This is a genomic window from Nocardia asiatica NBRC 100129 (assembly GCF_000308415.1).
GTDB lineage: Bacteria > Actinomycetota > Actinomycetes > Mycobacteriales > Mycobacteriaceae > Nocardia > Nocardia asiatica.
Window position 1 is genome coordinate 1 of sequence record NZ_BAFS01000139.1, and the last position, 21,697, is coordinate 21,697.

The 21,697-nt window shown below is 69.4% G+C and carries 22 protein-coding genes; 14 read left to right on the forward strand and 8 right to left on the reverse strand.

Going from position 1 to position 21,697, the window contains the following annotated elements; genetic code table 11:
* The first annotated feature begins 264 nt into the window (after positions 1-264).
* From ON27_RS13170 to ON27_RS39850, 5 genes are all read left to right on the forward strand, one after another.
* Entirely contained in the window at positions 265-1,551 is a 1,287-nt protein-coding gene (locus ON27_RS13170) for an ABC transporter substrate-binding protein (RefSeq protein WP_043725327.1), read from the forward strand.
* Positions 1,548-3,362 carry a hypothetical protein gene (locus ON27_RS13175; protein ID WP_051046508.1) on the forward strand — a complete coding sequence of 605 codons (1,815 nt, stop codon included), beginning with the start codon at positions 1,548-1,550 and terminating at the stop codon, positions 3,360-3,362. The genes ON27_RS13170 and ON27_RS13175 overlap by 4 nt, the downstream gene beginning before the upstream one ends.
* Positions 3,359-5,050 (forward strand): tetratricopeptide repeat protein, encoded by a 1,692-nt coding sequence (locus ON27_RS13180; RefSeq protein ID WP_043725328.1) that lies wholly within the window; start codon positions 3,359-3,361, stop codon positions 5,048-5,050. Before ON27_RS13175 ends, ON27_RS13180 begins: the two co-directional genes overlap by 4 nt.
* A gap of 127 nt (positions 5,051-5,177) precedes the next feature.
* Positions 5,178-5,801 carry a phosphoribosylglycinamide formyltransferase gene (gene purN / locus ON27_RS13185; RefSeq protein WP_051046516.1) on the forward strand — a complete coding sequence of 208 codons (624 nt, stop codon included), beginning with the start codon at positions 5,178-5,180 and terminating at the stop codon, positions 5,799-5,801.
* Positions 5,802-5,937: 136 nt separating this feature from the next.
* Positions 5,938-6,510 carry a histidine phosphatase family protein gene (locus ON27_RS39850; protein WP_051046509.1) on the forward strand — a complete coding sequence of 191 codons (573 nt, stop codon included), beginning with the start codon at positions 5,938-5,940 and terminating at the stop codon, positions 6,508-6,510.
* A 202-nt stretch (positions 6,511-6,712) separates the two neighbouring features.
* On the opposite strand, the gene ligD is transcribed toward ON27_RS39850, so the two are convergent.
* Together ligD and ON27_RS13200 are read right to left on the reverse strand one after the other, a co-directional pair.
* Positions 6,713-7,651 (reverse strand): non-homologous end-joining DNA ligase, encoded by a 939-nt coding sequence (ligD, locus tag ON27_RS13195; protein ID WP_043725365.1) that lies wholly within the window; start codon positions 7,649-7,651, stop codon positions 6,713-6,715.
* 174 nt (positions 7,652-7,825) lie between these two features.
* Positions 7,826-8,251 (reverse strand): DUF6463 family protein, encoded by a 426-nt coding sequence (locus ON27_RS13200; protein ID WP_043725369.1) that lies wholly within the window; start codon positions 8,249-8,251, stop codon positions 7,826-7,828.
* A gap of 118 nt (positions 8,252-8,369) precedes the next feature.
* Here ON27_RS13200 and ON27_RS13205 point away from each other — a divergent pair, with 118 nt between their 5' ends.
* A complete protein-coding gene (locus ON27_RS13205) occupies positions 8,370-8,963 on the forward strand; it encodes a TetR/AcrR family transcriptional regulator (protein WP_043725336.1) in 594 nt (197 codons plus the stop codon).
* Positions 8,964-9,211: 248 nt separating this feature from the next.
* Here ON27_RS13205 and ON27_RS13210 read toward each other — a convergent pair whose 3' ends face one another.
* Positions 9,212-10,417, reverse strand: coding sequence for a site-specific integrase (locus tag ON27_RS13210; RefSeq protein WP_043725347.1), 1,206 nt, complete (start codon positions 10,415-10,417; stop codon positions 9,212-9,214).
* A 532-nt stretch (positions 10,418-10,949) separates the two neighbouring features.
* Between ON27_RS13210 and ON27_RS39855 the strand changes: the two genes are divergently transcribed.
* Together ON27_RS39855 and ON27_RS13225 are read left to right on the forward strand one after the other, a co-directional pair.
* Positions 10,950-11,381 (forward strand): MarR family winged helix-turn-helix transcriptional regulator, encoded by a 432-nt coding sequence (locus tag ON27_RS39855; protein ID WP_051046510.1) that lies wholly within the window; start codon positions 10,950-10,952, stop codon positions 11,379-11,381.
* On the forward strand, positions 11,378-12,223 hold the full coding sequence (locus ON27_RS13225; protein WP_083887548.1) for an alpha/beta fold hydrolase: 846 nt from the start codon (positions 11,378-11,380) through the stop codon (positions 12,221-12,223). The genes ON27_RS39855 and ON27_RS13225 overlap by 4 nt, the downstream gene beginning before the upstream one ends.
* 31 nt (positions 12,224-12,254) lie before the next feature.
* Here ON27_RS13225 and ON27_RS13230 read toward each other — a convergent pair whose 3' ends face one another.
* Positions 12,255-13,196 carry a sigma-70 family RNA polymerase sigma factor gene (locus ON27_RS13230; protein WP_043725348.1) on the reverse strand — a complete coding sequence of 314 codons (942 nt, stop codon included), beginning with the start codon at positions 13,194-13,196 and terminating at the stop codon, positions 12,255-12,257.
* Between the two features lie 10 nt (positions 13,197-13,206).
* Positions 13,207-14,397: an NAD(P)/FAD-dependent oxidoreductase gene (locus tag ON27_RS13235; RefSeq protein WP_043725349.1), complete on the reverse strand. Its 1,191-nt coding sequence runs from the start codon at positions 14,395-14,397 to the stop codon at positions 13,207-13,209.
* A 478-nt stretch (positions 14,398-14,875) separates the two neighbouring features.
* Here ON27_RS13235 and ON27_RS13240 point away from each other — a divergent pair, with 478 nt between their 5' ends.
* The 3 genes from ON27_RS13240 (at position 14,876) to ON27_RS13250 (ending at position 18,051) form a co-directional block, all read left to right on the forward strand.
* On the forward strand, positions 14,876-15,832 hold the full coding sequence (locus ON27_RS13240; protein WP_245559931.1) for a coiled-coil domain-containing protein: 957 nt from the start codon (positions 14,876-14,878) through the stop codon (positions 15,830-15,832).
* A gap of 143 nt (positions 15,833-15,975) precedes the next feature.
* Positions 15,976-16,569, forward strand: a complete 594-nt coding sequence (locus ON27_RS13245; RefSeq protein ID WP_043725350.1) for an HdeD family acid-resistance protein — start codon at positions 15,976-15,978, stop codon at positions 16,567-16,569.
* Between the two features lie 54 nt (positions 16,570-16,623).
* Complete coding sequence (locus ON27_RS13250) at positions 16,624-18,051, forward strand: S8 family peptidase (RefSeq protein ID WP_051046512.1); 1,428 nt, start codon at positions 16,624-16,626, stop codon at positions 18,049-18,051.
* A 67-nt stretch (positions 18,052-18,118) separates the two neighbouring features.
* Here the strand turns inward: ON27_RS13250 and ON27_RS13255 are convergent, their stop codons facing one another.
* Together ON27_RS13255 and ON27_RS42850 are read right to left on the reverse strand one after the other, a co-directional pair.
* On the reverse strand, positions 18,119-18,958 hold the full coding sequence (locus ON27_RS13255; RefSeq protein WP_083887550.1) for an alpha/beta fold hydrolase: 840 nt from the start codon (positions 18,956-18,958) through the stop codon (positions 18,119-18,121).
* A gap of 51 nt (positions 18,959-19,009) precedes the next feature.
* On the reverse strand, positions 19,010-19,252 hold the full coding sequence (locus ON27_RS42850) for a MarR family transcriptional regulator (protein ID WP_157227173.1): 243 nt from the start codon (positions 19,250-19,252) through the stop codon (positions 19,010-19,012).
* Between the two features lie 200 nt (positions 19,253-19,452).
* On the opposite strand from ON27_RS42850, the gene ON27_RS13260 reads away from it, so the two are divergent.
* Genes ON27_RS13260 through ON27_RS13270 form a run of 3 tightly spaced genes read left to right on the forward strand, consistent with a single transcriptional unit; the run spans position 19,453 to position 21,117 of the window.
* Entirely contained in the window at positions 19,453-19,737 is a 285-nt protein-coding gene (locus tag ON27_RS13260) for a hypothetical protein (protein WP_043725354.1), read from the forward strand.
* On the forward strand, positions 19,737-20,330 hold the full coding sequence (locus ON27_RS13265) for a DUF6879 family protein (RefSeq protein WP_051046515.1): 594 nt from the start codon (positions 19,737-19,739) through the stop codon (positions 20,328-20,330). The genes ON27_RS13260 and ON27_RS13265 overlap by 1 nt, the downstream gene beginning before the upstream one ends.
* Positions 20,281-21,117, forward strand: a complete 837-nt coding sequence (locus ON27_RS13270; protein WP_043725357.1) for a helix-turn-helix domain-containing protein — start codon at positions 20,281-20,283, stop codon at positions 21,115-21,117. The genes ON27_RS13265 and ON27_RS13270 overlap by 50 nt, the downstream gene beginning before the upstream one ends.
* 195 nt (positions 21,118-21,312) lie before the next feature.
* Here the strand turns inward: ON27_RS13270 and ON27_RS41240 are convergent, their stop codons facing one another.
* Positions 21,313-21,687: an ADP-ribosylglycohydrolase family protein gene (locus ON27_RS41240; RefSeq protein ID WP_281032765.1), complete on the reverse strand. Its 375-nt coding sequence runs from the start codon at positions 21,685-21,687 to the stop codon at positions 21,313-21,315.
* Positions 21,688-21,697 lie beyond the last annotated feature (10 nt).

Genomic DNA, 21,697 nt, shown 5'->3' on the forward strand with positions numbered 1-21,697 from the left:
TCCTCGTCTACGAGGGGCGAGTGACCACGAGACGAAGCCCCAGGGCACTCGCCCCGGGCTCGGACAATCGTGGATCAGCGCGCCGGGACGGATTCCGGCGTCGTCGTCACAGCGGCACGCTTCACGCAGGCGACCGTAGCAGAGGCCGCCGCGGCCGCGCACGGGAGTTTCCAGGAGAAGCGGCGAAGATCGCGAAGCGCCTACCGTCGCGACAGCTTTAGCGCATAATCGGGTTCGATTGGCACGCAATGACATCGGGGGTCGATGGCGACGCGCAGAGCGCTGCTGCAAGCGGGAGTGGTCCTCCCGCTGGCCGCCGCGTGCGCGCCGGACCTGCTGCTGGGCAGCTCGGACGCGGTACGCGTCGGCGTGTCCTGGAGCGGGGCGGAACTGGCGGCCTTCCACGCCGTGCTCGACGGACTGGATCTGGCTTTCGACGTCGAGGTGATCCCCCTCGGAGACAACACCGACACCGCCTTCACCGCAGGCGGTCGCTCCGCCCCGGACGTGGTGCTGCTGCCGCAGGCAGGGCGGGTGCGGGAGCTGATCCGCGAACTGCGCCCGATCGCCGAGACGGTGTGGACCGACGAACGCGGCCCCCGCTACGCCGGGCACTGGCAACAGTTGCTGCGCCATCAGGGCAAGGCGTTCGGGGTGCCGTTCAAGGCTTCCGACAAGTCACTGGTGTGGTTCGACCGCCAGCAGTTCGCCACCTACGGTCTGGGCGATCCGGCAGGATGGACCCTGCCCGATTGGGTGGACCGGATGGAGGTCCTCGCGCAGTCACCGATCCGCCTGCTCGCGCTGGCCGCCGCCGACGGATGGGTGCTGACCGACTTCTTCGAGAACGTTCTGCTCGCCGAATCACCGCGCTTCTACGACGAATTGGCGTCGAAGAACCAGCGAGAGTGGGACAACCCGGCCGTGCGGGCCGCCCTGAAACACCTGGGAATCCTGTGGGGACACCGCCACGCCTTTCCCGGAGGTGTCGGAGTCGCGTTGACCCGGCAGTTCTCCGACGCCATCCGCGACGTGTTCCAGCATCGCCGCGCCGCGGCCGTCGTCGCCCCCGATTTCGCGGAACCGGTCGTGCGCAGCGCGGTGCGCGCGTCCGGCCGCGAGGTCCTGGACGTGGCCGGTGTGGTGCCCTTCCCGGCGGTCACCACCGCCTCGGGGCGGCCGAGGATCGTCGGCGGTGATGTGATCGTGGTGACGCAGGAAGCGAATCGGCGCGCGGAGCAACTGGTCGAGAAACTGGCCGGGGCCGCCGCCCCCCTGCCATGGATCGCGCGCCACGGCGGTTTCCTCGGGCCGAACCTGCGCACCGAGGCGGAGTACTCACCACTGCTGGCGGCCTCGGCGCGAGAGATCCACTCGCGTAGCGCCTTCGACCTGTCCGACCGCATCGGCGCGGTAGGCGGACGGGCGGGATTGTGGCGGGTGCTGACCGAATTCCTGATCGCGATCGGCGACGGAGCCCGCACACCGGTCGCCGCGGCCAGTGACCGCACGATCGCCGCGCTGGACGATTTCGAGCGGCGGCGCCGATGACACCGCCACCGGATTTCGAAGTCAACGGCCTGCGCATCGAGCTGGCCACCCGCCGGATGCGCGGACCGCTGGTTCCCGGCGGCCGCCCGCGGCGCTGGCTCGGCCGCCTCACCGAACTGCCCGCGGCGGTGCTGACCGCGACCCTGTTGGCACTGCCCGTGACGTGGACGGTGGTCATCGCCGCCCGGGCGCGCCCGGCGGAGGTGCTCGCCTGCGCGATCGTCGCGGTGAGCGGGCTGCTGCCGGCGGTGCTGCGCAGGCGAGCGGCCGCGCCACGCGTCCGAATCCCTCTCTGGCTCGCCGCGATCGGGGGGACGGCCGGCGGACTGTGGCTGCTGGCCCGCACGATGAGCCCCGACTCGACAGGCGCGTACCTGCGCACACTGATGTGGGTGGCGTTCGCGGTCGGGCTGCTGATCGTGGCGTTGGCGCTCGCGTGGTGGGGGCGCGCGGCGCGATGGCTGTGGCTTCCGCTGATCGTGCCCTTCGGAGTGTCGGCGTTCGTCTCGGGCGTGGCGTTCCGGGTGATCTTCGGTTCCGGCGCGCGATGGCTGGAGATCGAGGACGCCGGGATCTACCGATGGTGGCTCGCGGCGATGCTGGGGTCGGCGTTCCTGTGGACCTGGCTGGGTTTTCTCACCGCGCTGTTCCGCGCGGGAATCCATGCGATCGAGGCCGATCCGGCGCGCGCGGGGTATCTGTATCGCGACGACGGCAGGCCACTGGCGCTGCGGCTGTACGAGTTGCTGCGGCCGGTGCTGCTGATCGCCGGGCTGGCGGTCGGGGTCGCGGCCGCGCGCGTCTTCGATGTCGTGCTGATCGGGGTCCCCGGGGCCCTGGAGTACCAGGTGGACAGCGCCACCGTGCGCTGGTGGCGCCTGTCCGCCGACAGCGAGCCCGGAGCCGCGGCGGCCTACACGTTGCCGTTGGCGGTGCTCGTGGGCGCGGTCGCCTGGCTGTTGCAGGTGGATGTGCGCAGACATCGCGCGAGCTGGTCGGCGGTGCGCGCGGTGCGGGTTCCGGGGCGGCGGCGCGTGGGCCCGGTGCGGGCGGCGGGCATCGGGCTGGTCTCGGTGCTGGCGCTGTTCCCGATCGGAGTGCTCGCCTATACCGGCGTGCGCGGGCACGACGGATTCGGATTCTCGGCGTTCGGGCTGGTGTGGGGCGACGACGGGCTGTGGCGTTCGCTGCAGACCACCGCGTGGGTCGCGGGGATCGTGACGGTCGTCGTGGTGACCGCGGCGGCTCCGGTGGCCTACCGGCTGGCCGCGCTGCGTCCCGACGGCGCCGCCGCGCGAGTGGCCGTGGTGGCGCTGGTGGTGCTGGCGGTGATCCCGGCGCAGACCTATCTCGGGCCGATCGACGGTCTCGTCGAGACCTACGAGCTGTCGGGGACGCGGATTCCGTTGATCCTCGTGCACGCCGCCGCGGGCTTGCCGATCGCCATCCTCGTGCTGCGCGGGGCGATGCTGGCGCCGCCGGGCAGCGGCGCGGCCGATGCCCTGCACGGGCTGGCCAGTCCCGGCACCATCGCGCGGCGAGTACTGGCCACTTCCGGGCCCGCGCTGGGAGCGGTGGCGGTGCTCGAATTCGTCCAGGTGTGGAACGACTTCTTCATCGGCCTCGTGATCAGCGGGGCGGGGGCGAGCCCGTGGTCGCTGCTGCTGTGGGGTGAGGCGCGGCAGTTCGGCGAGAACGCCGCGCAAGTGGCCGCGGGATCGCTGGTCTCGGCCGTGCTGCCGGTGGCGCTGCTGCTGGTGACCTGGCGGCGCTGGGTGGTGCCGGGATTGACCGGGGGAGTGCTGCGATGAACGCGCCGACCGGGCACACCGAAGCGGCCGGGCCGACCGCGACGCCGAGATCGACGGTGTGGCTGGGCTTTCTGGGCACCGCGTCGGTGGTGGCCTATACGGTGCTGTTCGAGCTGGTGCGCACCCTGGTGGTGAATTCCTTCGGCGAGAACAGTGTCGTGCAGTTCTTCAACGGCCCGCTGCGATGGTTGTCGGTGCTGTTCGTCGCCGCGGCGGCCACCTACGCGCTGTCCCGGTTCGCCCGCGGGTATCGCATCAGACTGCGCACCGCCCGCGACCTCGATCTGATCGCGGGTCTGGTCGAACCGGGGCCCGCGCTGACGGATTCGAGACCACGCCCGGCGACCCCGCGGCCGCGCCGGGTCCCCGCCCTCGACGGGCACCTGATCGCCGCCGTACTGCGCGACCTACCGGTGCACCACTACGAGACCGTCGCGCTGTTGGCCGTGCTCAACGCCATCCGCGACACACCGGGCCGGTTGCCGGTGGCGCGGGAACCCTCGGCTCGCACCGCGTCGATGCTGCTGGAGGGCCTGTGCCGGCGCGGCGTCCTCGCGCGGGACGGCGCCCAGCGCTTCGTGGTCCGGCAGGCGCCCAGGCTGCCGGACCGAGCGACGGTCACCGCGGGCCCGCACTGGGGCGCGGCGCTCACCGCGCTGCTGCACCACTACGCCGACCGAGCCGGACGGTGGGCGGTAGCGCTGGAATCGCGGCGCTTCGCGGTGGGCGCGCGCCGATGGTTCGAGGTCGAGGAGCCGTACCTGCGCGCCCTGGTGGCGGCGTGCGCGCATCCCGGCGTGGAGTTCCCCGCCGCGGCACTGGCGCACCTGATCGACATCGGCAACGCACTCGACGTCTGGTACGCGCGTCTCGGATTGCGGGAGAACGAGCGCGGGGTGGCCGAGGATCTGTGGTCGCTGCCCGGGCTCGACGAGCTGAACCGGGATCTGGTGTCGCTGCGGGCAGGCCGGCTGGCCGAGCGGCCGCGGGGCTACCGGCCACGGCGGCTGTCCACGAGCCTGGCCGCCCGCTGGGAACACCACGCGGCGCTACGCGGACTGGCCACCGCGCCGCTGGATCTGGACAAGGCCGCCGACCGGCTGGAATCCGCGTGGTGGCTGCTACCCCGGGACGATGTCGCGGGCGAGGTGTGCGCGTTGCTCAACCTCGCCGTCGTGCACATCCGGCAGGGCCGCCTCGACGCCGCGCAGGATCGTCTGGAGCTGGCCGAATCCCTCACCCGCTCCGGCATCGATCCCGACGGCCGTGCCCAGACCCACGAGACGATGGGGGCCCTCTGGTGGGCCCGCGGCGAACCCCGCCGTGCCCTGCGCTGCTGGCAACTGGCCCTGACCGCCTACCGTGCCCTCGCCGACGACCCGGGCATCGGCCGCTGCCTGCAGCACCTCGGCTCCGTGATCGTCGTCGCTCCCGAGCACGCCACCCTGCTGCTGCCGAGCGATCCGCCCCTCAGCCGCGTCGAGGCGCTGCGCCAAGCCACCGGATGGCTCGCCGAAGCCCGCCGCAGGCACCCGGCGGCCCGTCACGCCGAAAACTATGTCGCACAGGCACGGTCGGCTCTGCGCGCCGACCGCGGCTTCCGCGACCTGCTCTCCTCCCGCCGCCGCAGCGCGCTGTCCCACATCGACCAATGGCCCGCCCCCGCCGAGGACCACACACCTCGCTGACATCGAAGCGATGCGACCGGGTTATCGAGTCGGCCTTCGGCGCGGCACTCGGTAGCGACCGCCCTCGCCGACGCTTGTGCCTGCCCGTGAACGAGTCCCCGCGTCGGCTGTGCGAGACTACGAAGCCGTGCCGGAGCTTCGAGTGGCGGTGATCGCCTCCCACAACGGGTCGAATCTGCATGCGCTGCACCGGGCTTCGCTCCTCGCGGACGCACCTTTCCGGATCGTGCTGGTCGTCAGCAACAACAGCGACTCCGGCGCGCTGCGCTACGCCCGCGAGACCCGGATCCCCGCCGTGCATGTGTCCGGGCGTACCCATGACGACCCGGACGAAGCCATGCGCGCCACACTCGTCGAGCACCAGGCCGACCTGGTGGTGACCGCCGGATACCTCGAGAAGATCGGGCCGCGGACCAGGAGCGCATTCGCCACCCGGATCATCAACGTCCACCCCGCGTTGCTGCCCCGCCACGGCGGCCCGGGAATGTACGGCAGGCACGTGCACCAAGCCGTCCTCGACGCCGGAGACCACGTCAGCGGCGTGTCCGTCCATCACGTCAGCGGCGAATACGACGCCGGTGAGGTCATCGCCCGCATCGAAGTACCGGTGCGTGCGGGCGACACCGCCGAGACGCTCGCCGCGCGGGTACTCGAAGCCGAACACACCCTGCTGCCCGATGTGGTGCGGCGAATCGCCCACGACTCGAACACGCTGCGCTCCCGCCCATTCGAGCCCACCTCTGACCGGTGACTCGCGGTTATCCTGCGCCCGGCTCGTCCGACCGGAGAAATCGGCATCGCCCCACGGGAAGCCGACCTCGGTGAGCAGCGACGCGCCCGCTGGTCACCGGGGTCAGCAGCACATACGAAGCCCGGAAAGGTTCGTCGTGGGATCCACCGTCCTCCTGGTTCGTCATGCGCAGCCCTTCGTTCCGTACCCGGGCGGCCCCGATGACTACGAGCGCACGCTGACCGACGAAGGCCAACAGCAAGCCCAGCGACTGGTCACCGAACTGGCCGCCGCCGCTCCCGCCGCGATCTACTCCAGCCCCTTCCTGCGGGCTGTCCGAACGGTTGCGCCGCTCGCCCGTCGGACCGGGCTGCCGATCGAGACCGACGACGACTTGCGCGAGTGGGATTCCGGCATCGAGCCGACGCCCGACTACGAACGCCACTACGCCGCGAGCTGGGCTGAGCCCGGTTTCGCCAGGTCAGGCGGGGAGAGTCTGCAACAGCTTTCCGATCGCGCCACGGCGATCCTCACAGCGTTGGCGCGGCGGCACCGCGGGCACACGATCGTGATCGGCAGTCACGGGACCTTCATCGCCCGGGCGCTGGTCGGTTTCGGTCGCCGCGATGTGGGCTGGACCTTTCACCGGGAGATGCCGATGCCCGCGGTCTATCGGCTGGACTTCGAGGACGAACGCGTTCGAGCCCGTGGCCCCGGCCTGGCACCGTGAAGAAGTGGCTCGTGCGAGTCACATGGGGTGAAGCTCAACTCGCGATGTCGGCGTCGATCTGCCGGGCGCGGCGAAGCAGCGCGGGATCGTGTGCGTTGACCAGCAGCAGTTCGCTGCCCAGGGTGGTCCACAGTTCGGTGAGCCGTTCGTGGTTGGCCGGACCTGCGGCATGTCGTGGGCGATGAAGCGCTGCATCGAACCGCTACTCCCATTTCGCTTCATGCGGGGCCTTGTCCGAGCGCAGGCCCCGCCAACTGGGATGACGCAGCCCCTCCGAGGTCGCTTCGCGATATTCGATATCGGCGACGAGGACGGGCTCCACCCAATGGGCGACCGCGGCGACCGCGCGGGGAGGCGGAATGTCGAAGGGAGTGTCCGGACGTGCCAGCTCGTCCAGGCGGGCTTGCAGGGAGCGCCGGTCGTGCATGGTCCAGCCGGTGCCGACATTGCCCACATGAACCAGCTGGTCGTGGGCGTCGTAAGCGCCGAGCGCGAGCGAACCGAACGTCGCGGAGAAACGACCCGAACCGGGCAGCCAGCCCGCGACGACGACCTCCGTCGTCCTGCGCAGCGGCGTCTTGATCCACAACGGGGAGCGGCGGCCGGGGTAATAGGCCGAATCGAGGCGCTTGGCGACTATTCCCTCCAGCCCGTGCTCGCGGGCGACGTCCATCAGGGTGCCGGGATCGACATCCGAGTAGTACGGCGGAGTGCGGGCGAGCGGCCGGTCGAGGGCGAGCTGCGCCAAACGCTCGCGGCGCTCGGTGTAGGACAGTTCCATAATGAAGGCACCGCGCACAGCCAGCAAATCGAAGGCTAAATACTGCGTCGGGAATCCGCGCAGCAACTCCGGCCCGGGCGAGATCACGTGCATACGCCGCTGCAAGCGGCCGAACGACGGAGCCCCCGTCGCCGGATCAGGCGCGACGATCTCCCCGTCGAGAAATATCTCACCGCGCTCGCCCAGATCTGCAAGCACTGCCGTGAGCTCGGGGAATGCGCCGCTGAGATCCCGATTGTTGCGACTGTAGAACCGGCAGGCCCCGTCGCGGCACCGCGCTATGGCGCGAATGCCGTCCCACTTCATCTCGAAAGCCCACCGGCCGCGCTCCTGCGGTGGCCGTCCGGAGACGGCCAGCATCGGCGCCGGCACTGACAGCACACGGCCAGCATATCCCCAGCATCGGGCACCGGCTCGTCTCTGCCGACCCCTTCGCGGCGGTCGGCTCCGGTCACGTGGCGCAACCCAGGGCCGGCCGATTCGCCGCACCGATGGGGGCAGGCGTCCGGATGACGAAACGTGTGCAATCGCTCGTCATGCGCCCGAACTGGATTGCCTTGCAGGGCTGTTCGACTCGGTCGCGGTTGCGGCTCCGGCACGGCGTATTCCGACCGCCAGCAAGATGACCGCGACCATGAAAAGCGGCCACGGCGTGAGGAGGAGGACTACGGCATCGACCACGGTCCAGATCCCGAGGATCCAGGCGATGAAGGGTGGCGGTGTGATGCCGCGCCGGTCCAGCCACAGCACGGTCAGGCCCACCACGATGAGTGGCACGCCGAAACTTTCCAGTGACAGCCACAGCGCGCTGTTCGCCGGGCTCATCGCGGCGAGGTCGTCGTGCCACAGCTGCCCGCTGAACCACGCTCCGGCGTGGCGCGCGGCGCCTTCCAGCGTCAGGGCGCCGATCGTATGCGCGGTCCCGAAGAACACGATGAGCCGACCAGCCCACTTGATCATCGAACTCTCCATCCTTGTCGCGGAGCCGAGCGGCTCGTTATACGATAGCGTATAAGCACAGGTTAGCTCCGTTATACGGTGCCGTACAACTGCTCTCGGAAGTGAGGTTCGTTACCCGATGGGTGCGTTGCGCACGACGCGCGAGAAGTGGATCGAGGAAGGTCTGCGGGCGCTGGCGGAGGGCGGTACAGGCGCGGTGCGCATCGAAGCCATGGCCAAGGCGCTCGGTGTGACCAAGGGCGGGTTCTACGGCTATTTCGCCGACCGCGACGCGCTGCTGGCGGAAATGCTCGACACCTGGGAGCGCGAGGCCGTCGACGAGGTGCGCGAGCGGGTGGAGCGGGAGGGCGGCGACCCGCGGGAGCAGGTCCGGCTGGCCGGGCGGCTCACCTTTTCCAGTGACCGTCTGCTCCCCATCGATCTGGCCATCCGCGACTGGGCCCGCCGCGACGAAGCCGTCGCCGCACGCCTGCGTCGCGTGGACAACGCGCGCATGCAGTTGGCGCGCGAGGCGATCGGCACCTTCTGCGCCGACCCCGACGAGATCGAAGCGCGCAGTCTGCTGGCCTTCTGCTTGGCCATCGGCAACCGCTTCCTCGCCGTCGACCATCCCGGCCGCGCCCGCGACGAGATCATGGCCCGCGCCGCGAATCTCATCCTCGATCTACCACTCGAAACCCCCGCTCCCGGCCTCGGCGGCCGAGACGGCTAGCAGTCGAGAAATGCGTGGTAGTGGTCATCTCCGATGTTGTATGAGCCCTGTCGGCGTCGCGAAGTGTGCATGAGGACAGTCGATTCCCGGCGCTGAGCGGAACGGGGAGGGCGGCTTCGGCGGCATCGAGAATCGAATCGACTGGTGCCGTAGCGGCATTTCGACCGTGCGCTATTCCGTCGGCGCGCCCGGAAGGCGTTGGGAGCTGCGTCCGGGGGAGTGGTGTACCGGCGATTCGGAACGACCGTTCACAAGCCGAGCTTGGTGACCGCGTTGTCTTCCAGCGGGTTGGCGGTGCGAATGTAGCCGTGTACGGTGCGCGGATTGGACCAGCGGCCCTGGCGCATGATCTCGCGGTCGCTCGCGCCGCCGAGGGCTGCCTGGGTGGCGAACCCGGCGCGCAGCGAATGACCGGAGAACAGAGCGGGATCGAGCCCGGCCCGGGCGGCATAGCGCTTGACCAACTCGGCGACCGCGCGCCCGGACATGGCGTTTGCACCGATCACGCCATGGCGGTTGATGGTGGGGCAGAGGGGAAGTTCCGCGTCGGTGAGCGTGGTCCCGGTGAAGCCATGGCAACGGTGTATCTCGGGAGCTGTCTGCGGCGCGTCGGCCAGCCAGGCCCGCACACCCGAAGTTCCGCCTGCGGCGTGGATTTCCCGCAGCCGCAGCCAGTCGGCGAAAGCGCAGACCGGACAGGTCGCGGGTCGGCGACCACGCGGGAGAGCCACACGCTGTTCGGCCGCACCGGTCGGATCGGTCTTGGTCGAGGGCAGCCGGATCAGCAGTAGCGGCTCTCCGGTGGTGTGGTCGAGGCCCACTTCGACGTCGCCGACGCGCAATCCGGCCAGCTCGCTGCGGCGCAACGCGCCGGCGAAACCGACGAGCAGGACGAGTGCGTCCCGGCGGCGGGCGGGTTCGGTGGGCCAACCCGGTTCGGGAAGCCCGCCCAGGAGCTGGTCGAGGGTGTGCAGCAGCACGGGGCGTTTGCGTTTGGGCTGAGTGCGCCGAGTGCGGCGGATGCCGCGCAGCGTCAGGCGCACCACGTCCGCCCGCGTCGGCGACGGCAGGCCGTTCGCCGCGTGCACCGCGGCGATGGCGGCCGACTTGCGCTCCAACGTCGCCGGGCTGAACGCCCACCCGCCGGTGTCGCGGCGCGCGTCGGCGGCCGCGGCGAGATAGACCGCCACGTCGAGCGCGTCGGCGGGCAGCGCTTGCCTGCCCTCGGCGGCGCACCACGCCGACCACCCCACCCAATCGGCCCGGTAGGCGCGCAACGTGTTCGCCGATTGGGACGCTTCGAGATACCGGCGCAGCGAACCGGCTTGGTCGTCGTCGAAGCGGTCCCGCACCAGCCGCAAGGCCACGGCGTCGACCAGCACGCTGCGCACACCACGGCGCAACTCCGTGCGCACCGACTCTGGGACCGCCACAACGCTGGATCGATCGTCCATGGCTCGGGCTCCCGCGTTCACATCGGCGACTGACTGTCCGCGCCGGAACACTCGGCGCGCGAGTAGCCAGCCTACGACACCGTGGCCGCATGCTTCCGCGTCGGAAGGCCGGCTTACGGGAGGTCTTCCACGCGGCCGATCCGTCCGTCTCCGGGCCCCCAGTTTTCCGCCCTTTTCGTTGATGATTCGTTGCGTTGTTTCAAACGCTACGAAACGAATTCATTCGGAAGGCGAGCGGGAGGCGTGGGCTTCTGGCCTCCGATAAGGTTCACTTATCGGAGGTCAGAAAGGTGGCATGCTTCGATGGCTTCGGCGGCGGTGTGCTGGCTCCTTGGATCCCACAAGATCGCGCCAATCGCGATGAAACGGAAGCGATGCGGACGACGGGGGCATCACGGCACAGCTTCGACCCGCTCCGGCCTTTCCGACTCTCCGTGAATCTCGGTGCACTCCACCGGAGCTGCCGCTGCGGCGGATGAGCGAGCCGGCGATAGCGACTTAGCGCGCTAACTTAGCATGTTAAGTTATAAAGGTGGAGCGGAAACTGAGCTTCGACCTGCATGTTCTCACGGCCCGTCTGGACCGGGCGGCAGACCGAATCCTGCGCGCCGAGCACGGCGTGTCCTACCGTCGATTCCTTGCCTTGACGTTCGTCGGCGAGTTGGGAGCCTCGACGCAACGGGCGCTTGCCGATCGGCTCGGCGTGACGGAGCCGTCGGTCAGCCGCATGACGGCCGTCCTGGCCGCGGAGGGGCTCCTCCTCGTTCAGCCCGACCCGGGCGGCGGGCGAAGCCGGCGGCTCAGCCTCACCGGCAAAGGAGAACAGCTCGTGGCCGCGGCGCAGCAGGGCCTCGAGGAGCGGTTGGCGGGCCTCGTCGCCGAAAGCGGTGTTCCCTACGACGAATACACGCGCCAAACCGCGCGCCTACTGACCGCCTTGGAGCATCTGGAGGCTCTCCAATGAGCAATGGCACACCTACCGCGTCTCGGCAACGCTCGGTCGTCTCGGCGGACGGCACATCCATCGGCTACCGATCGATGGGCAGCGGGCCTGGCGTGATCGTGGTCGGCGGCGCGCTGTGCACAGCACAGGACTACCTGCCGCTGGCAGCGGAACTGGCGCGGTCCTGCACAGTGCATCTCGTCGAACGGCGCGGGCGCGGCGCGAGTGGACCACTCGGGCGCGACTACAGTTTGCGGAAAGAAGTCGACGATCTGCTCGCCGTGCACACCGACACCAGCGCGCGACTGGCGTTCGGTCACAGCTACGGCGGACTGGCGATACTCGAAACCGTGCGGTCGTCGCCGGTGTTCGACCGCATAGCCCTCTACGAGCCTGGAGCCCCCGGCGGTCAAATCGCCACCGAATGGATGGCTCCCTATCGCGCCCGCCTGGCCGCCTACGACCCTTACGGCGCGTTCGCCCACTTCGTTCAGGGATCCGGCGGCGCACCAAGATTCGTGGCCAAGCTGCCGCACTGGTATCTGCGCGGCGCATTGCGCATCGGGTTCCGCGGACAACGATGGCAGCGGATGCGACCGCTCCTGGAAGCCAACCTCGCCGAGCATGAGCAATTGGCCGCCCAGCGGGACCGGCTCGACGAGTTCGCCGACCTCACCGCCGCGACGCTGATCCTCAGCGGAACTCGCACATCCTCGGCGACCCGAGCAGAACTCGACGCCCTCACCGACACACTCCCCAACGCCGACAGCGACACCATGAAGGGGCTCGACCATTTCGGGCCCGAAGGAAAGTCTGGACAAGCCGTCGCCGCGCGAGTCGTCCCTTTCCTCCTCGAACACTGAAGGCCACCGCGAACAATGTCCTGATGGCCGATTACCACGCTGTGATCAGCGGGACATCGTGCTCCTGCCGCTGCCATCGCTCGGTGAGGCGACCGAGTCGGTGGGGGGCGGCGATTCCGTGCATGCCCGCGATCTTGTCGTCGCGCAGTTCCAGGATGACGACGGCCCTGACCCGGTCGCCGACAGTGGCGATCATCGCAGGGCAGCCGTTGACCACGACGGCATGGAACGAGGGCGAGCCGCCGGCGAGTCTCCGCTTGGCCGGAGACGGTTTGAAGCCGGCCCGCACCGCCCCTGCGATCTGCTCCGGTGTCGAGTACCGGATCAGCTTGGCCGCCGGCCCGAGCCCGGCGCCGTCGGAGAGGCCGGTCGCGTCGTCGGTCAGCAGTGCCACCAACTGTTCGGTCCGGCCCGAGGAAGCGGCAGCGACGAACGCCTCGACGATCCGGCGCGCGGAGGCATGGTCGATGCGACGGGAGTTGCGCTCGGCGCTGAGGCGGCGCCGAGCCCGGTGGGCGTGTTGCTGGCTCGCGGATTCGGTGATGTCGAGGATGCCGGCTATCTCGGCGTGGCTGTAGGCGAAGGCCTCGCGCAGCACGTAAACGGCCCGTTCGACGGGCGATAGACGTTCCATGAGCGTCAGCACCGCCAGGGTTACCGATTCGCGCTGCTCGACGGTGTCGGCCGGGCCCAGCATCGGGTCACCGTCGAGCAGCGGTTCGGGCATCCAGGCGCCGACCGCGCGTTCGCGCCGCGACTTCGCCGAACGGAGCCGGTCGAGCGCCAGGTTGGTGACGATCTTGGTCAGCCACGCCTCGGGTGTCTCTACGTGCTCCGGGTCGGCGGCCTGCCACCGCAGGAACGCGTCCTGCACCGTGTCCTCGGCGTCGGCGGCCGAGCCGAGCAAGCGGTAAGCGAGCGAGGCCAGCCGATTGCGGCTGGCCTCGAAACGCGCCACGGTGGCGGTGTCCATGCGACCGACTTTATCCGGCGACCAGGTGGGGCGTGCGCTCCACGGTGGCGGCCGCCCGGTACTTGCGACTCGGCTTTCCGAAGGTCGGGTGGCTCAGGCTCCAGGCGGCCGTCTCGAGGATCGCCGACTTGACGCGTGCGGCCTTGCGGCCACGGAGTGCCCCCGGCTTGGCTCGGGAGTCACCGTCGACCAGCTGGAAGATCGCGTCCTTGCGGCCCAGGCTGATGTGGTTGCCGACATAGGTCAGCGAGGCCGGTGAAATCTCGCGCCCGGTCCAGTCCCCGATGATCGAGGCGATCGCCCGCTTGCTGGTCGGTCCCGCGGAAGCACACGACATCGGCAGCGGCTGACCGTTCTCGCGGAGAGCGAAGACGCTGTCCCCGGCAGCGTAGACGTCCGGGTGCGAGACCGACCGCATCTGACGGTCGACCGTGATCTGGCCGTTGGGTTCCACCGCGAGGCCGCTGGCGGCGGCGATCGGGTGGACGGCGAAACCGGCGGCCCACACGGTCGCGTCGTTGACGAACACGGTGCCGTCGGCGGCGACGGCCGCCGCCTCCTCGACGCGCACGATGGTGGAGTGCTCGTGGACCGTGATCCCGAAGCGCTCGAAGGCGTGCCACAGGTGACGGCGGGCCTTCGCGCCCAGCCATCCGCCCAGTTCCCCGCTGGTAGCGAGGCCTACCCGAAGTCCTGGACGGGACTCGGCGAGCTCGGTGGCGGTCTCGATCGCGGTGAGATTGCCGCCGACCACCAGTACCTCGCCGTCCCCGCCCAGCTCGTCGAGGCGCGCGCGCAGGCGCAGCGCGGACGGCCGCGTGGCCACGTGGAAGGCGTGCTCCTCGACGCCCGCGACGCCGTGGTCGGCAGCGGTGCTACCGAGCGTGTAGAGGAGGGTGTCGTAGGGGAGCCGGTCGATGCCCGTGCCGTCGGCGACGGTGACCGTCCGGTGCTCGACGTCGAGGCCGGTCACGCGCGCTACTCGTAGCCGGATGCCGGTGCCCGCGAACACCTCGGTCAGTGGCCGGTGGCGCAGTTCCTGCCCGGCGGCGAGCTGATGCAGGCGCAGCCGCTCGACGAAATCGGCTTCGGCGTTGACCACGGTGATCTCGAAGTCGTCGGGGTGGAGTTGACGGGCCAGGTATCCGGCGGAGAAGGCTCCGGCGTATCCGGCCCCCAGGACGACGATGCGGTGCTTCATAGTTCGCTCCTGTCTGGTTCGCGTGCTTCCTGAACGAGACAGCTTCCGAATTCCTGACAGCATCCACCGGTGACGTGAATCACCTCTTGGCGGCTCGGGCGGTGAACGAATTCCGTGCTGAACCGCAGCAGCTCGAGCAGGTTTCGACCTTGTCGACGTGACTCGCGAAGTGGCGTCTCGTAGGTGGGCGCCAGGCGCGAATGCCGGATATCCTTGGTCATGACGCGGCCGAAGCGTCTTTCGTCGCGTGGTGGTTCGTCGTGAGCGACGAAACCAACGCTACGATTTCGCGGTGTCGCACGTGTGCAACTATCCCGGCTGTTCCCGTCCCGTCACCAGAGGAGCCGGACCCGGTCGTCCCTCGGAGTACTGCGACCGTCCCGAACACACACGATGGCGCGCATGGCGCGAGCGGCAACGGCAGCAACAGGAAGCGGAAGAGGCGACCGCTGCCGTCACAGTGACGCAACCGGGTCCGGTGACCGCTGCCCGCTTGCGCGCCGATGAGTTGCTCACCCAGTTCCGCGGGCTCGCCGAACAGCTGAACGGCACCCTGAACGCCGCTGTCGCGGAGCTGTCCACACTCGCGGATCCGGCGATCGCCGAGGCGCAAGTGCAGGCAGTGCAGGTTGACGCGGCACGACGGATCGCCGAGGCGGAAGGCGCCGCCGTGACGGCCGAGCAGGCACGGCGGGAGGCGCAGGAGGCCAGGGAACTCGCCGAATCCGCCGCCGAGGACGCGGCAGTCGCCGCCGAACAGTCCGAAGCACTACTCGCCGAGGCGAACTCGGCGCGTGAGGACGCGTTGCGCGAAGTCGAACGCGTCACCAAGCAGGCCGCCGAGGACGTGTTCACCGCCCGCAGCGATGCCGAAGCCGAGATCCGCGCCGTGCGCCGCGAGACCGCCGAGCAGATCGAGCGCATCGAACAGCAAGCCGGGGAACAAGTCCAGCGCGCCGAGGCCCGCGCGGAAACCGAGATCGCGCGCGCCCAGCGGGAGGCGGCGGCGCGGGTCGCGGCCGCGCAGTCCGAACGAGACCTCGCCGTGCAGCGTGCGGCCGACGCCGAACGAGGGACCGAACGCGCCGAACAAGCCGCCGCCGAACGAGCCGAGGCCGCCGAAGAGGCGCGCACCGAATGGCGCAGGGTGCGCGGCGAACTCGACTCCACACGTGCCGAACTCGCGCAAACCCGGGCCGAGCTCGCCGAAACCCGTCGCGCGGCAGCGGCCGAACTCGCCTCCGCCCGGGCCGAGGTCGCCGTGGCAGCGGAGAAGGCGCGTGCCGAAGCCGCCGAGCGTCTCGAAGCGCTCGCCGAGGCTCGCGCCCAAACCCTGGCTCGTGCCGAACGCGCCGAAGCCCAACTCGACGAACTCGTCGCCGAAATCCGCCGCAAATCAACCGCTACCGAGCTGGAGGATCGCCACGACGCCTGACCAGCGGACTTCCGGTAGAGCAGCCAGTCGGCTGGCCGCGGTTCGAAACCGCCGATGTGCTGCTGACCCACTCGGGCTCGCGGCGATAAGGGCCGACGAGGCAAATAAGGCGTTAACACGAGCCTTGGTCATATCATGTAGCTATGCCCGAAACCGGAGTTGCAGGGCGTACGGAACCACTGGCCGGCGAAGCCCGGCAGACGGTACTGGTGGCCGGTGCCTGCTCGATGATCATCGGTGTGGCCCTAGCGGTATGGCCGCACAAGTCGTTGCCGACGGCGGAGGTGCTGTCCGGCTGCTACCTGCTGCTCAACGGGGTGCTTCAGCTGGTCGTCGCGGTCGGTGCCCGTTTCGCCACAGCGCTGCGGGTGCTGGTACTGCTCAGCGGCGTGTTGTCGGTCCTGCTGGCGGTGTTGTGCTTCGCGGGCGGGAATACCACCCTGCTGCTGTCGTTCTGGATCGGGTTGGCTTGGGCGATCCGCGGGATCTGCCATGCCACCGTGGCGGTCTGGGTGGACGACCTGCCCGGCCGCGGGTGGCAGGAGCTGTTCGGCCTGGCCACTCTGGTATCCGGTGTGCTGGTCGCTGCGCTGCCGTTCGAGTCCCTGGACGCGGTCGGCTGGGTGGCCGGAACGTGCCTGCTTGCGATCGGGGCCACCGAAGCGTTCTTCGCCGCGGGCCCTCGGCGCGCCGTCACCGCCCGTGGCCTCGCGCCGCCCGTGCGCCTGCACGGCTGACCAGCGCGCCGTATCCGGTGGCGAGCAGTCCGCACTCCAGGTTGACTGGGCGACATGGCATCCCAGCATTCAGAGCTCAGGTCGCCCGCGGAGCTGATCGTGATAACCCACGGCGCCGGCACCACGATCACGCCGGTCGCGCTGCGCGACAGCCGCAGTGCCCAATCACGTCTGAACGAACTGCTTCCCGCCGGAGGCGAACTGGTGCGCATCTTCGGACCGGCCAACCGCTTGGAGGGCAGGCTCACCGGAACTCCGCACGAGGATGTCGGCACGGAATACCTGCGTTACTTCTCCGTCCGTGGCGTCACCGGCGATCTCGACGATCTGGCGGCGCGGTTGCGCACCGCCGACGAGGTGGCGGCGGCATATGTGAAGCCGCCCACCGAACCGCCGATCGCGCCGGAAGGCGCGGTGCAGGCCGCCGATCGCTCGGCCGAAGAAGCGCCGCCGACGACCCCGGATTTCGGCGAGCGGCAGGGATACCTGGACGCCGCCCCACAGGGAATCGACGCCCGCTGGGCCTGGACGGTGCCGGGTGGCCGCGGGACCGGCGTGCGCGTGGTGGACATCGAGGGCGCGTGGCGGTTCACCCACGAGGACCTGCGGGTCAACCAAGGCGGCGTGATCGGCGGCACCCCCGCGCCGCAGCTGGGCTGGCGCGATCACGGCACCGCCGTCGCCGGCGCGATCAGCGGTGACGTGAACGCATACGGCATCAGCGGTATCGTGCCGGAGGCATACATCCGCGCGGTCTCGATCTTCGGGTCGGGATCGGCGGCCGCTGTCCGCTCCGCCGCGGACGTGCTGAACCCCGGCGATGTGATCCTGCTCGAAGTGCACCGCCCGGGACCGCGTTTCGCCTACGCCAATCGGGCCGATCAGCGCGGATACATCCCGATCGAATGGTGGCCCGACGACGCGGCGGCGATCCGGTACGCGGTCGGCAAGGGCGTCATCGTGGTGGAGGCGGGCGGGAACGGCGGCGAGGACCTCGACGCCGCGCTCTACGACACCCGGCCCGCGGAGTTTCCCGGCACGTGGCGCAATCCGTTCCGGGGCGGCGAAGCCGACTCCGGAGCGATCATCGTCGGAGCGGGCGCACCCCCGCCCGGATTCCACGGCCGCGATCACGGTCCGGCTCGCTCCCGATTGGCGTTCTCCAACTTCGGTGAGCGGGTCGACGTGCAGGGATGGGGCTTGGAGGTCACCACCACCGGGTACGGCGATCTGCAAGGCGGCTCGGATGAGGATCTCTGGTACACCGACGTGTTCAGCGGAACCTCGAGCGCGTCCCCGATCGTTGTCGGAGCGGTCACGAGTTATCAGGGAATGAGCGCGGCCGCGGCCGGGCGGAAGAAGCCCGCCGAGGTACGCGCCCGGCTGCGCGAAACCGGCTCGCCGCAAACCGATGCGCCGGAACGGCCTGCGACCCAGCGTATCGGCAACCTCCCGAATGTGAAGGCGATGATCTTGCCGTAGTGAGCCGAAACGAAGGATTTTTGCACGCATCTCGATGCCGGAACAAATCGCGGTGTGGGTGGGCCGCTCACCTCCTATCGATTTCGTTTGGTGAAATCGAGTGACGGATCGATTGCGCAGTGCGGAATCCGGACTTTGATCGAGTGCGCGCGGTGATCCACAGCTCCCGAAGCATCCGTGCAAGGGCGGTATGGCACAGATTTGCATTCCCGGTTCCGCCGCGCGCGTCAGCCCACGCGGGCGGCCTGCAGCAGTTCCAGCAGCAGCCGCGCAATTCGGCGGGCGCGTTGGTGAATCCGCTGTGCCCGCCGGGGAACTCGGTCAGCGGGATGTCCAGCTGCGCGGCGAGCGCCTCCGCGGGGCGGCGGGGCAGCTTGCCCTTGCTGTCGCGACCGGCGCCCAGCACGAGACGGTCGGCGACCGTCGCCAGCGCCGCCACGTCCGGCAGGTAGGAAGTGATCGGACGCAGTTCGTGCGCCATGTTCCGCGGTGCGTTGGCATGCAGGCGTTCGATCATGGCGGCGGCGCGTGGCGACAGGCCGGCCGGATCCGGCATGTGGACGCCACCGCCGATCCCCTCGAGGAAGCGCGCCCCCGCGGCGGCCAGACCCTCGGTGCGGAACAGTTCGTACACCTCCTCGACGAACGCCTTGTGCTCGGCGGCGTCGGGCAGCACGCCGAACGACGGCGGCTCGTGCGCGATCACCAGCCGCAACCGCTGCGGGTGCCGGGCCAGCAGGTCCAGCGCAACCACCGCGCCGCCGCTGCCGCCGAACACGTACGCCGCCTCGCCGGCGGGCGTGAGGTGTTCCAGCAGCGAGTGGGCGTCCTCGCTCTGCACCTCGACCTCGATATCGGCCGGCGGGCCGGGGTCGAGCACACTGCGGGAGTAGCCACGCGGATCCATGGTGACCACGGTGAAGTGTTCGGCGTCGCGATGACCACGCCCCGATCACGCTCACAAAGTGAATCGTCGTCCTTTCGCGGCCCATTCACCCCGGCCTCGGGGCGTGATGGCCCAGCGGCCACGGTGGCGGCAATCCATGATCAGACCACGCGCGTGTAGGCGCAGCAACGCGCTGCGCACCGACCATGCGGTCAGTCGCGCCTGCTGAGCCAGTTGCTCGACCGTGAGCAATCCACCCGGCGCCAGCACACCCAGCACCGCGAAATCAGCGGCAGTCCTGGGTCGTCTCATCATGTCGGAGCCTTTCCTTCGGGGAGAGGACAACCGGGGGAACGACCTCGGCGCGGTGGCCCCGGGCTGCCGAATCGACGGTAGAAGGCGCACCGATGTCCCCGCCACGATTTTGCGCGACTTTGCGAACCACGTTGACCGGCAACGCATGCGGTGGGGACGATTGCACGACATCGTCCGTCAGCTCTCGCAAAGGATCAGCTATGAACCTGCGACTTCTCGGATCCGGATCCGACCATGGAGCTTGTCCCGCCGTGTACGCCACCGACACGGGCGTGCTCGTGGTGCAGGGCGATGCAACCGACCGCACCGGCACGGTCCTGGTGCCGCACCAGCTGCTGGACTGGCTGGAACCGGGGATGCGGCTACGGGTCGAGGCGAGCGGGACGTGTGGTGCGGTGCTGGTGGCAGGCGAACCGGTCACCGATCCCGAACTGCTGGCCCAATTGACCCTCGACTGTCACGAAACCGCCGTGGTGGTGCGCTGATGCTGCACGTGGTAGGCGACCGCTGTTTCGAGCCGCTGTTCCGGGCGGCTCGATCGCGCGCCTTCCATCTGGAAGTGCGAGACGACTACGTGCTGGAGGACGAGCAGGAAGCGTTGCGCCGCTTCGACGCCGGAGTAGCGTACGAACGAGAGGAACAGCCCGAGTCATGGAAAGCCTGGGATGCTCTGATGGTCGAGTCCGCCGGTCGTGGGATCACACTCGAACGACTACGTGTCGTGACGGTCCCGCACTCCGACTACACCCGGTGGCTGTTGTCGGCGACCGACGACAACATCGCCACCGGCGAGATCGTGCGCTGGCTGCCACGGCATCTGGTCGACCCGGCCTATCTGCCGCACGACGACTACTGGCTTTTCGACACGAACACGGTCGCGTTCAACACCTTCGCCGAGAACGGGGCATTCATGGGGTTGTCGATCACTACTGACCCGGCGCTGGTCGGCCGCTGCCTGCAGGTGCGGGAACGGCTGTGGCCCGAGGGCATCGACCATCAGCGATATTGCGAGAGCGAGCACGTGCACGATGAACGGAGTGTCGGACGCACGCGAGGTGCTGGGTGCGCGCCTGCGTGAACTGCGTCGCGCCGCCCACCTGACCGGACTGGAACTGGCCGCCAGGTGTGGCTGGCATTCGAGCAAGGTCTCCCGGATCGAGGGCGGCAAGCAGACGCCGTCGGAAGCAGACCTCGCCGCGTGGTGCGAGGCGTGCGGCAATACCGCCGTGCTGGACGACCTGGTCGCCAATGCGCGCAATCTGCAATCGATGTATCTGGAGTGGCAGCGCAGCGTCGCCTCCGGACACGCGCGCAGGCAACGGCAGTCGATCGACTTGGAAGCGCAGACCACACAGATCCGCTGGTACGCGCCGGACACGCTGCCGGGACTGCTGCAAACCGAGGGCTATGCGCGCGCGATCCTGACCGCCTGCATCGCCGTCACCGGCGGACGCGACGACCTGGAGGAGGCCGTTGCCGCGCGCATGGCCCGCAAACAGGTGCTGTTCCGGGCGAAACATCGCTTCCACTTCGTGGTCAACGAGACCGCCCTGTGGCGCATGGTCGGCGACTCCGCCGTCATGGCCGAGCAACTCGCCTACCTGCTCGCGGTGATGGCCAACCCGAGGGTCCGGCTGGGCCTTGTACCCATCTGCGCCGACTACCGCGCCCCCGCGACGAATTTCGTCATCTACGACCGTGCGCAGGTGCTGACCGAAACGGTCTCGGCCGAGCTGACCATCACCAGACCGTCGGAGATCGCGCTGCACGAGAAGACCTTCGCGATCCTGGCCGACCAGGCCGAGTACGGCGACCGTGCCCGATTGCTGATCGCGAACGCGCTGGAACGCAGGCGCGGCGCCTGATCCGATCAGGGCCCCGTGACGTACGCCGTGATCGGACGCGGCGCCGAAGCCACCGCTTCGAAACCGGCAGGGCGAGGTCAGGTAGAACCGGCACGGAAAGCAACGGAATCGGCGTAGTTGCCGGTCACATCGTGGGGCACGGTCGAGGTGGCTGCTACTCGGCTTTCGACCCATCGAGCCGCGCGGTCAGTGGCATTACCGTGGGTCCGCAGAGGATCGGTGTCGATCCGTCACCCATGTGGGCAGAGACTCGCGCGCCGCGAGCCACCCCTCCGGTATTCCGCGTGTCGCGCCTCGGCAGCCGACCCCTGTATGCGCTGCCACGATCCCGCCGACAATCGCAGCAGTGGTGTCCGCATCCCCACCCGCTTCGACGCATGCGAGGATGGCAGCCGGGTAGTCGCCGAGGAAGCTCGCAGCCGCCCATAGCGCGAACGGCACCGTATCCTGCGCGCTGACCTGGGCGCCGTTGCCTAGTTCGTAGGCAGCTTCGGCCGCGGATCGGCGAAGTAGTTTCCGAGCGCGACGCACACCTTCCGCAGTCCGACCATCGACCAGATACGGCTCCACCGCGTCCAGC

Excerpts from the sequence above, each read along its gene's own strand:
- ON27_RS13265 (WP_051046515.1), top strand. The coding sequence starts at position 19,737 with ATGCTGCACGTGGTAGGCGACCGCTGTTTCGAGCCGCTGTTCCGGGCG.
- ON27_RS13170 (WP_043725327.1), top strand. The coding sequence starts at position 265 with ATGGCGACGCGCAGAGCGCTGCTGCAAGCGGGAGTGGTCCTCCCGCTG.
- ON27_RS13270 (WP_043725357.1), top strand. The coding sequence starts at position 20,281 with ATGAACGGAGTGTCGGACGCACGCGAGGTGCTGGGTGCGCGCCTGCGT.
- ON27_RS13260 (WP_043725354.1), top strand. The coding sequence starts at position 19,453 with ATGAACCTGCGACTTCTCGGATCCGGATCCGACCATGGAGCTTGTCCC.
- ON27_RS13250 (WP_051046512.1), top strand. The coding sequence starts at position 16,624 with ATGGCATCCCAGCATTCAGAGCTCAGGTCGCCCGCGGAGCTGATCGTG.
- ON27_RS13205 (WP_043725336.1), top strand. The coding sequence starts at position 8,370 with ATGGGTGCGTTGCGCACGACGCGCGAGAAGTGGATCGAGGAAGGTCTG.
- ligD (WP_043725365.1), bottom strand. The coding sequence starts at position 7,651 with ATGCTGGCCGTCTCCGGACGGCCACCGCAGGAGCGCGGCCGGTGGGCT.
- ON27_RS13180 (WP_043725328.1), top strand. The coding sequence starts at position 3,359 with ATGAACGCGCCGACCGGGCACACCGAAGCGGCCGGGCCGACCGCGACG.
- ON27_RS13230 (WP_043725348.1), bottom strand. The coding sequence starts at position 13,196 with ATGGACACCGCCACCGTGGCGCGTTTCGAGGCCAGCCGCAATCGGCTG.
- ON27_RS13235 (WP_043725349.1), bottom strand. The coding sequence starts at position 14,397 with ATGAAGCACCGCATCGTCGTCCTGGGGGCCGGATACGCCGGAGCCTTC.
- ON27_RS13245 (WP_043725350.1), top strand. The coding sequence starts at position 15,976 with ATGCCCGAAACCGGAGTTGCAGGGCGTACGGAACCACTGGCCGGCGAA.
- ON27_RS13175 (WP_051046508.1), top strand. The coding sequence starts at position 1,548 with ATGACACCGCCACCGGATTTCGAAGTCAACGGCCTGCGCATCGAGCTG.
- ON27_RS13210 (WP_043725347.1), bottom strand. The coding sequence starts at position 10,417 with ATGGACGATCGATCCAGCGTTGTGGCGGTCCCAGAGTCGGTGCGCACG.
- ON27_RS13200 (WP_043725369.1), bottom strand. The coding sequence starts at position 8,251 with ATGATCAAGTGGGCTGGTCGGCTCATCGTGTTCTTCGGGACCGCGCAT.
- ON27_RS42850 (WP_157227173.1), bottom strand. The coding sequence starts at position 19,252 with ATGATGAGACGACCCAGGACTGCCGCTGATTTCGCGGTGCTGGGTGTG.
- ON27_RS13255 (WP_083887550.1), bottom strand. The coding sequence starts at position 18,958 with ATGGATCCGCGTGGCTACTCCCGCAGTGTGCTCGACCCCGGCCCGCCG.
- ON27_RS13225 (WP_083887548.1), top strand. The coding sequence starts at position 11,378 with ATGAGCAATGGCACACCTACCGCGTCTCGGCAACGCTCGGTCGTCTCG.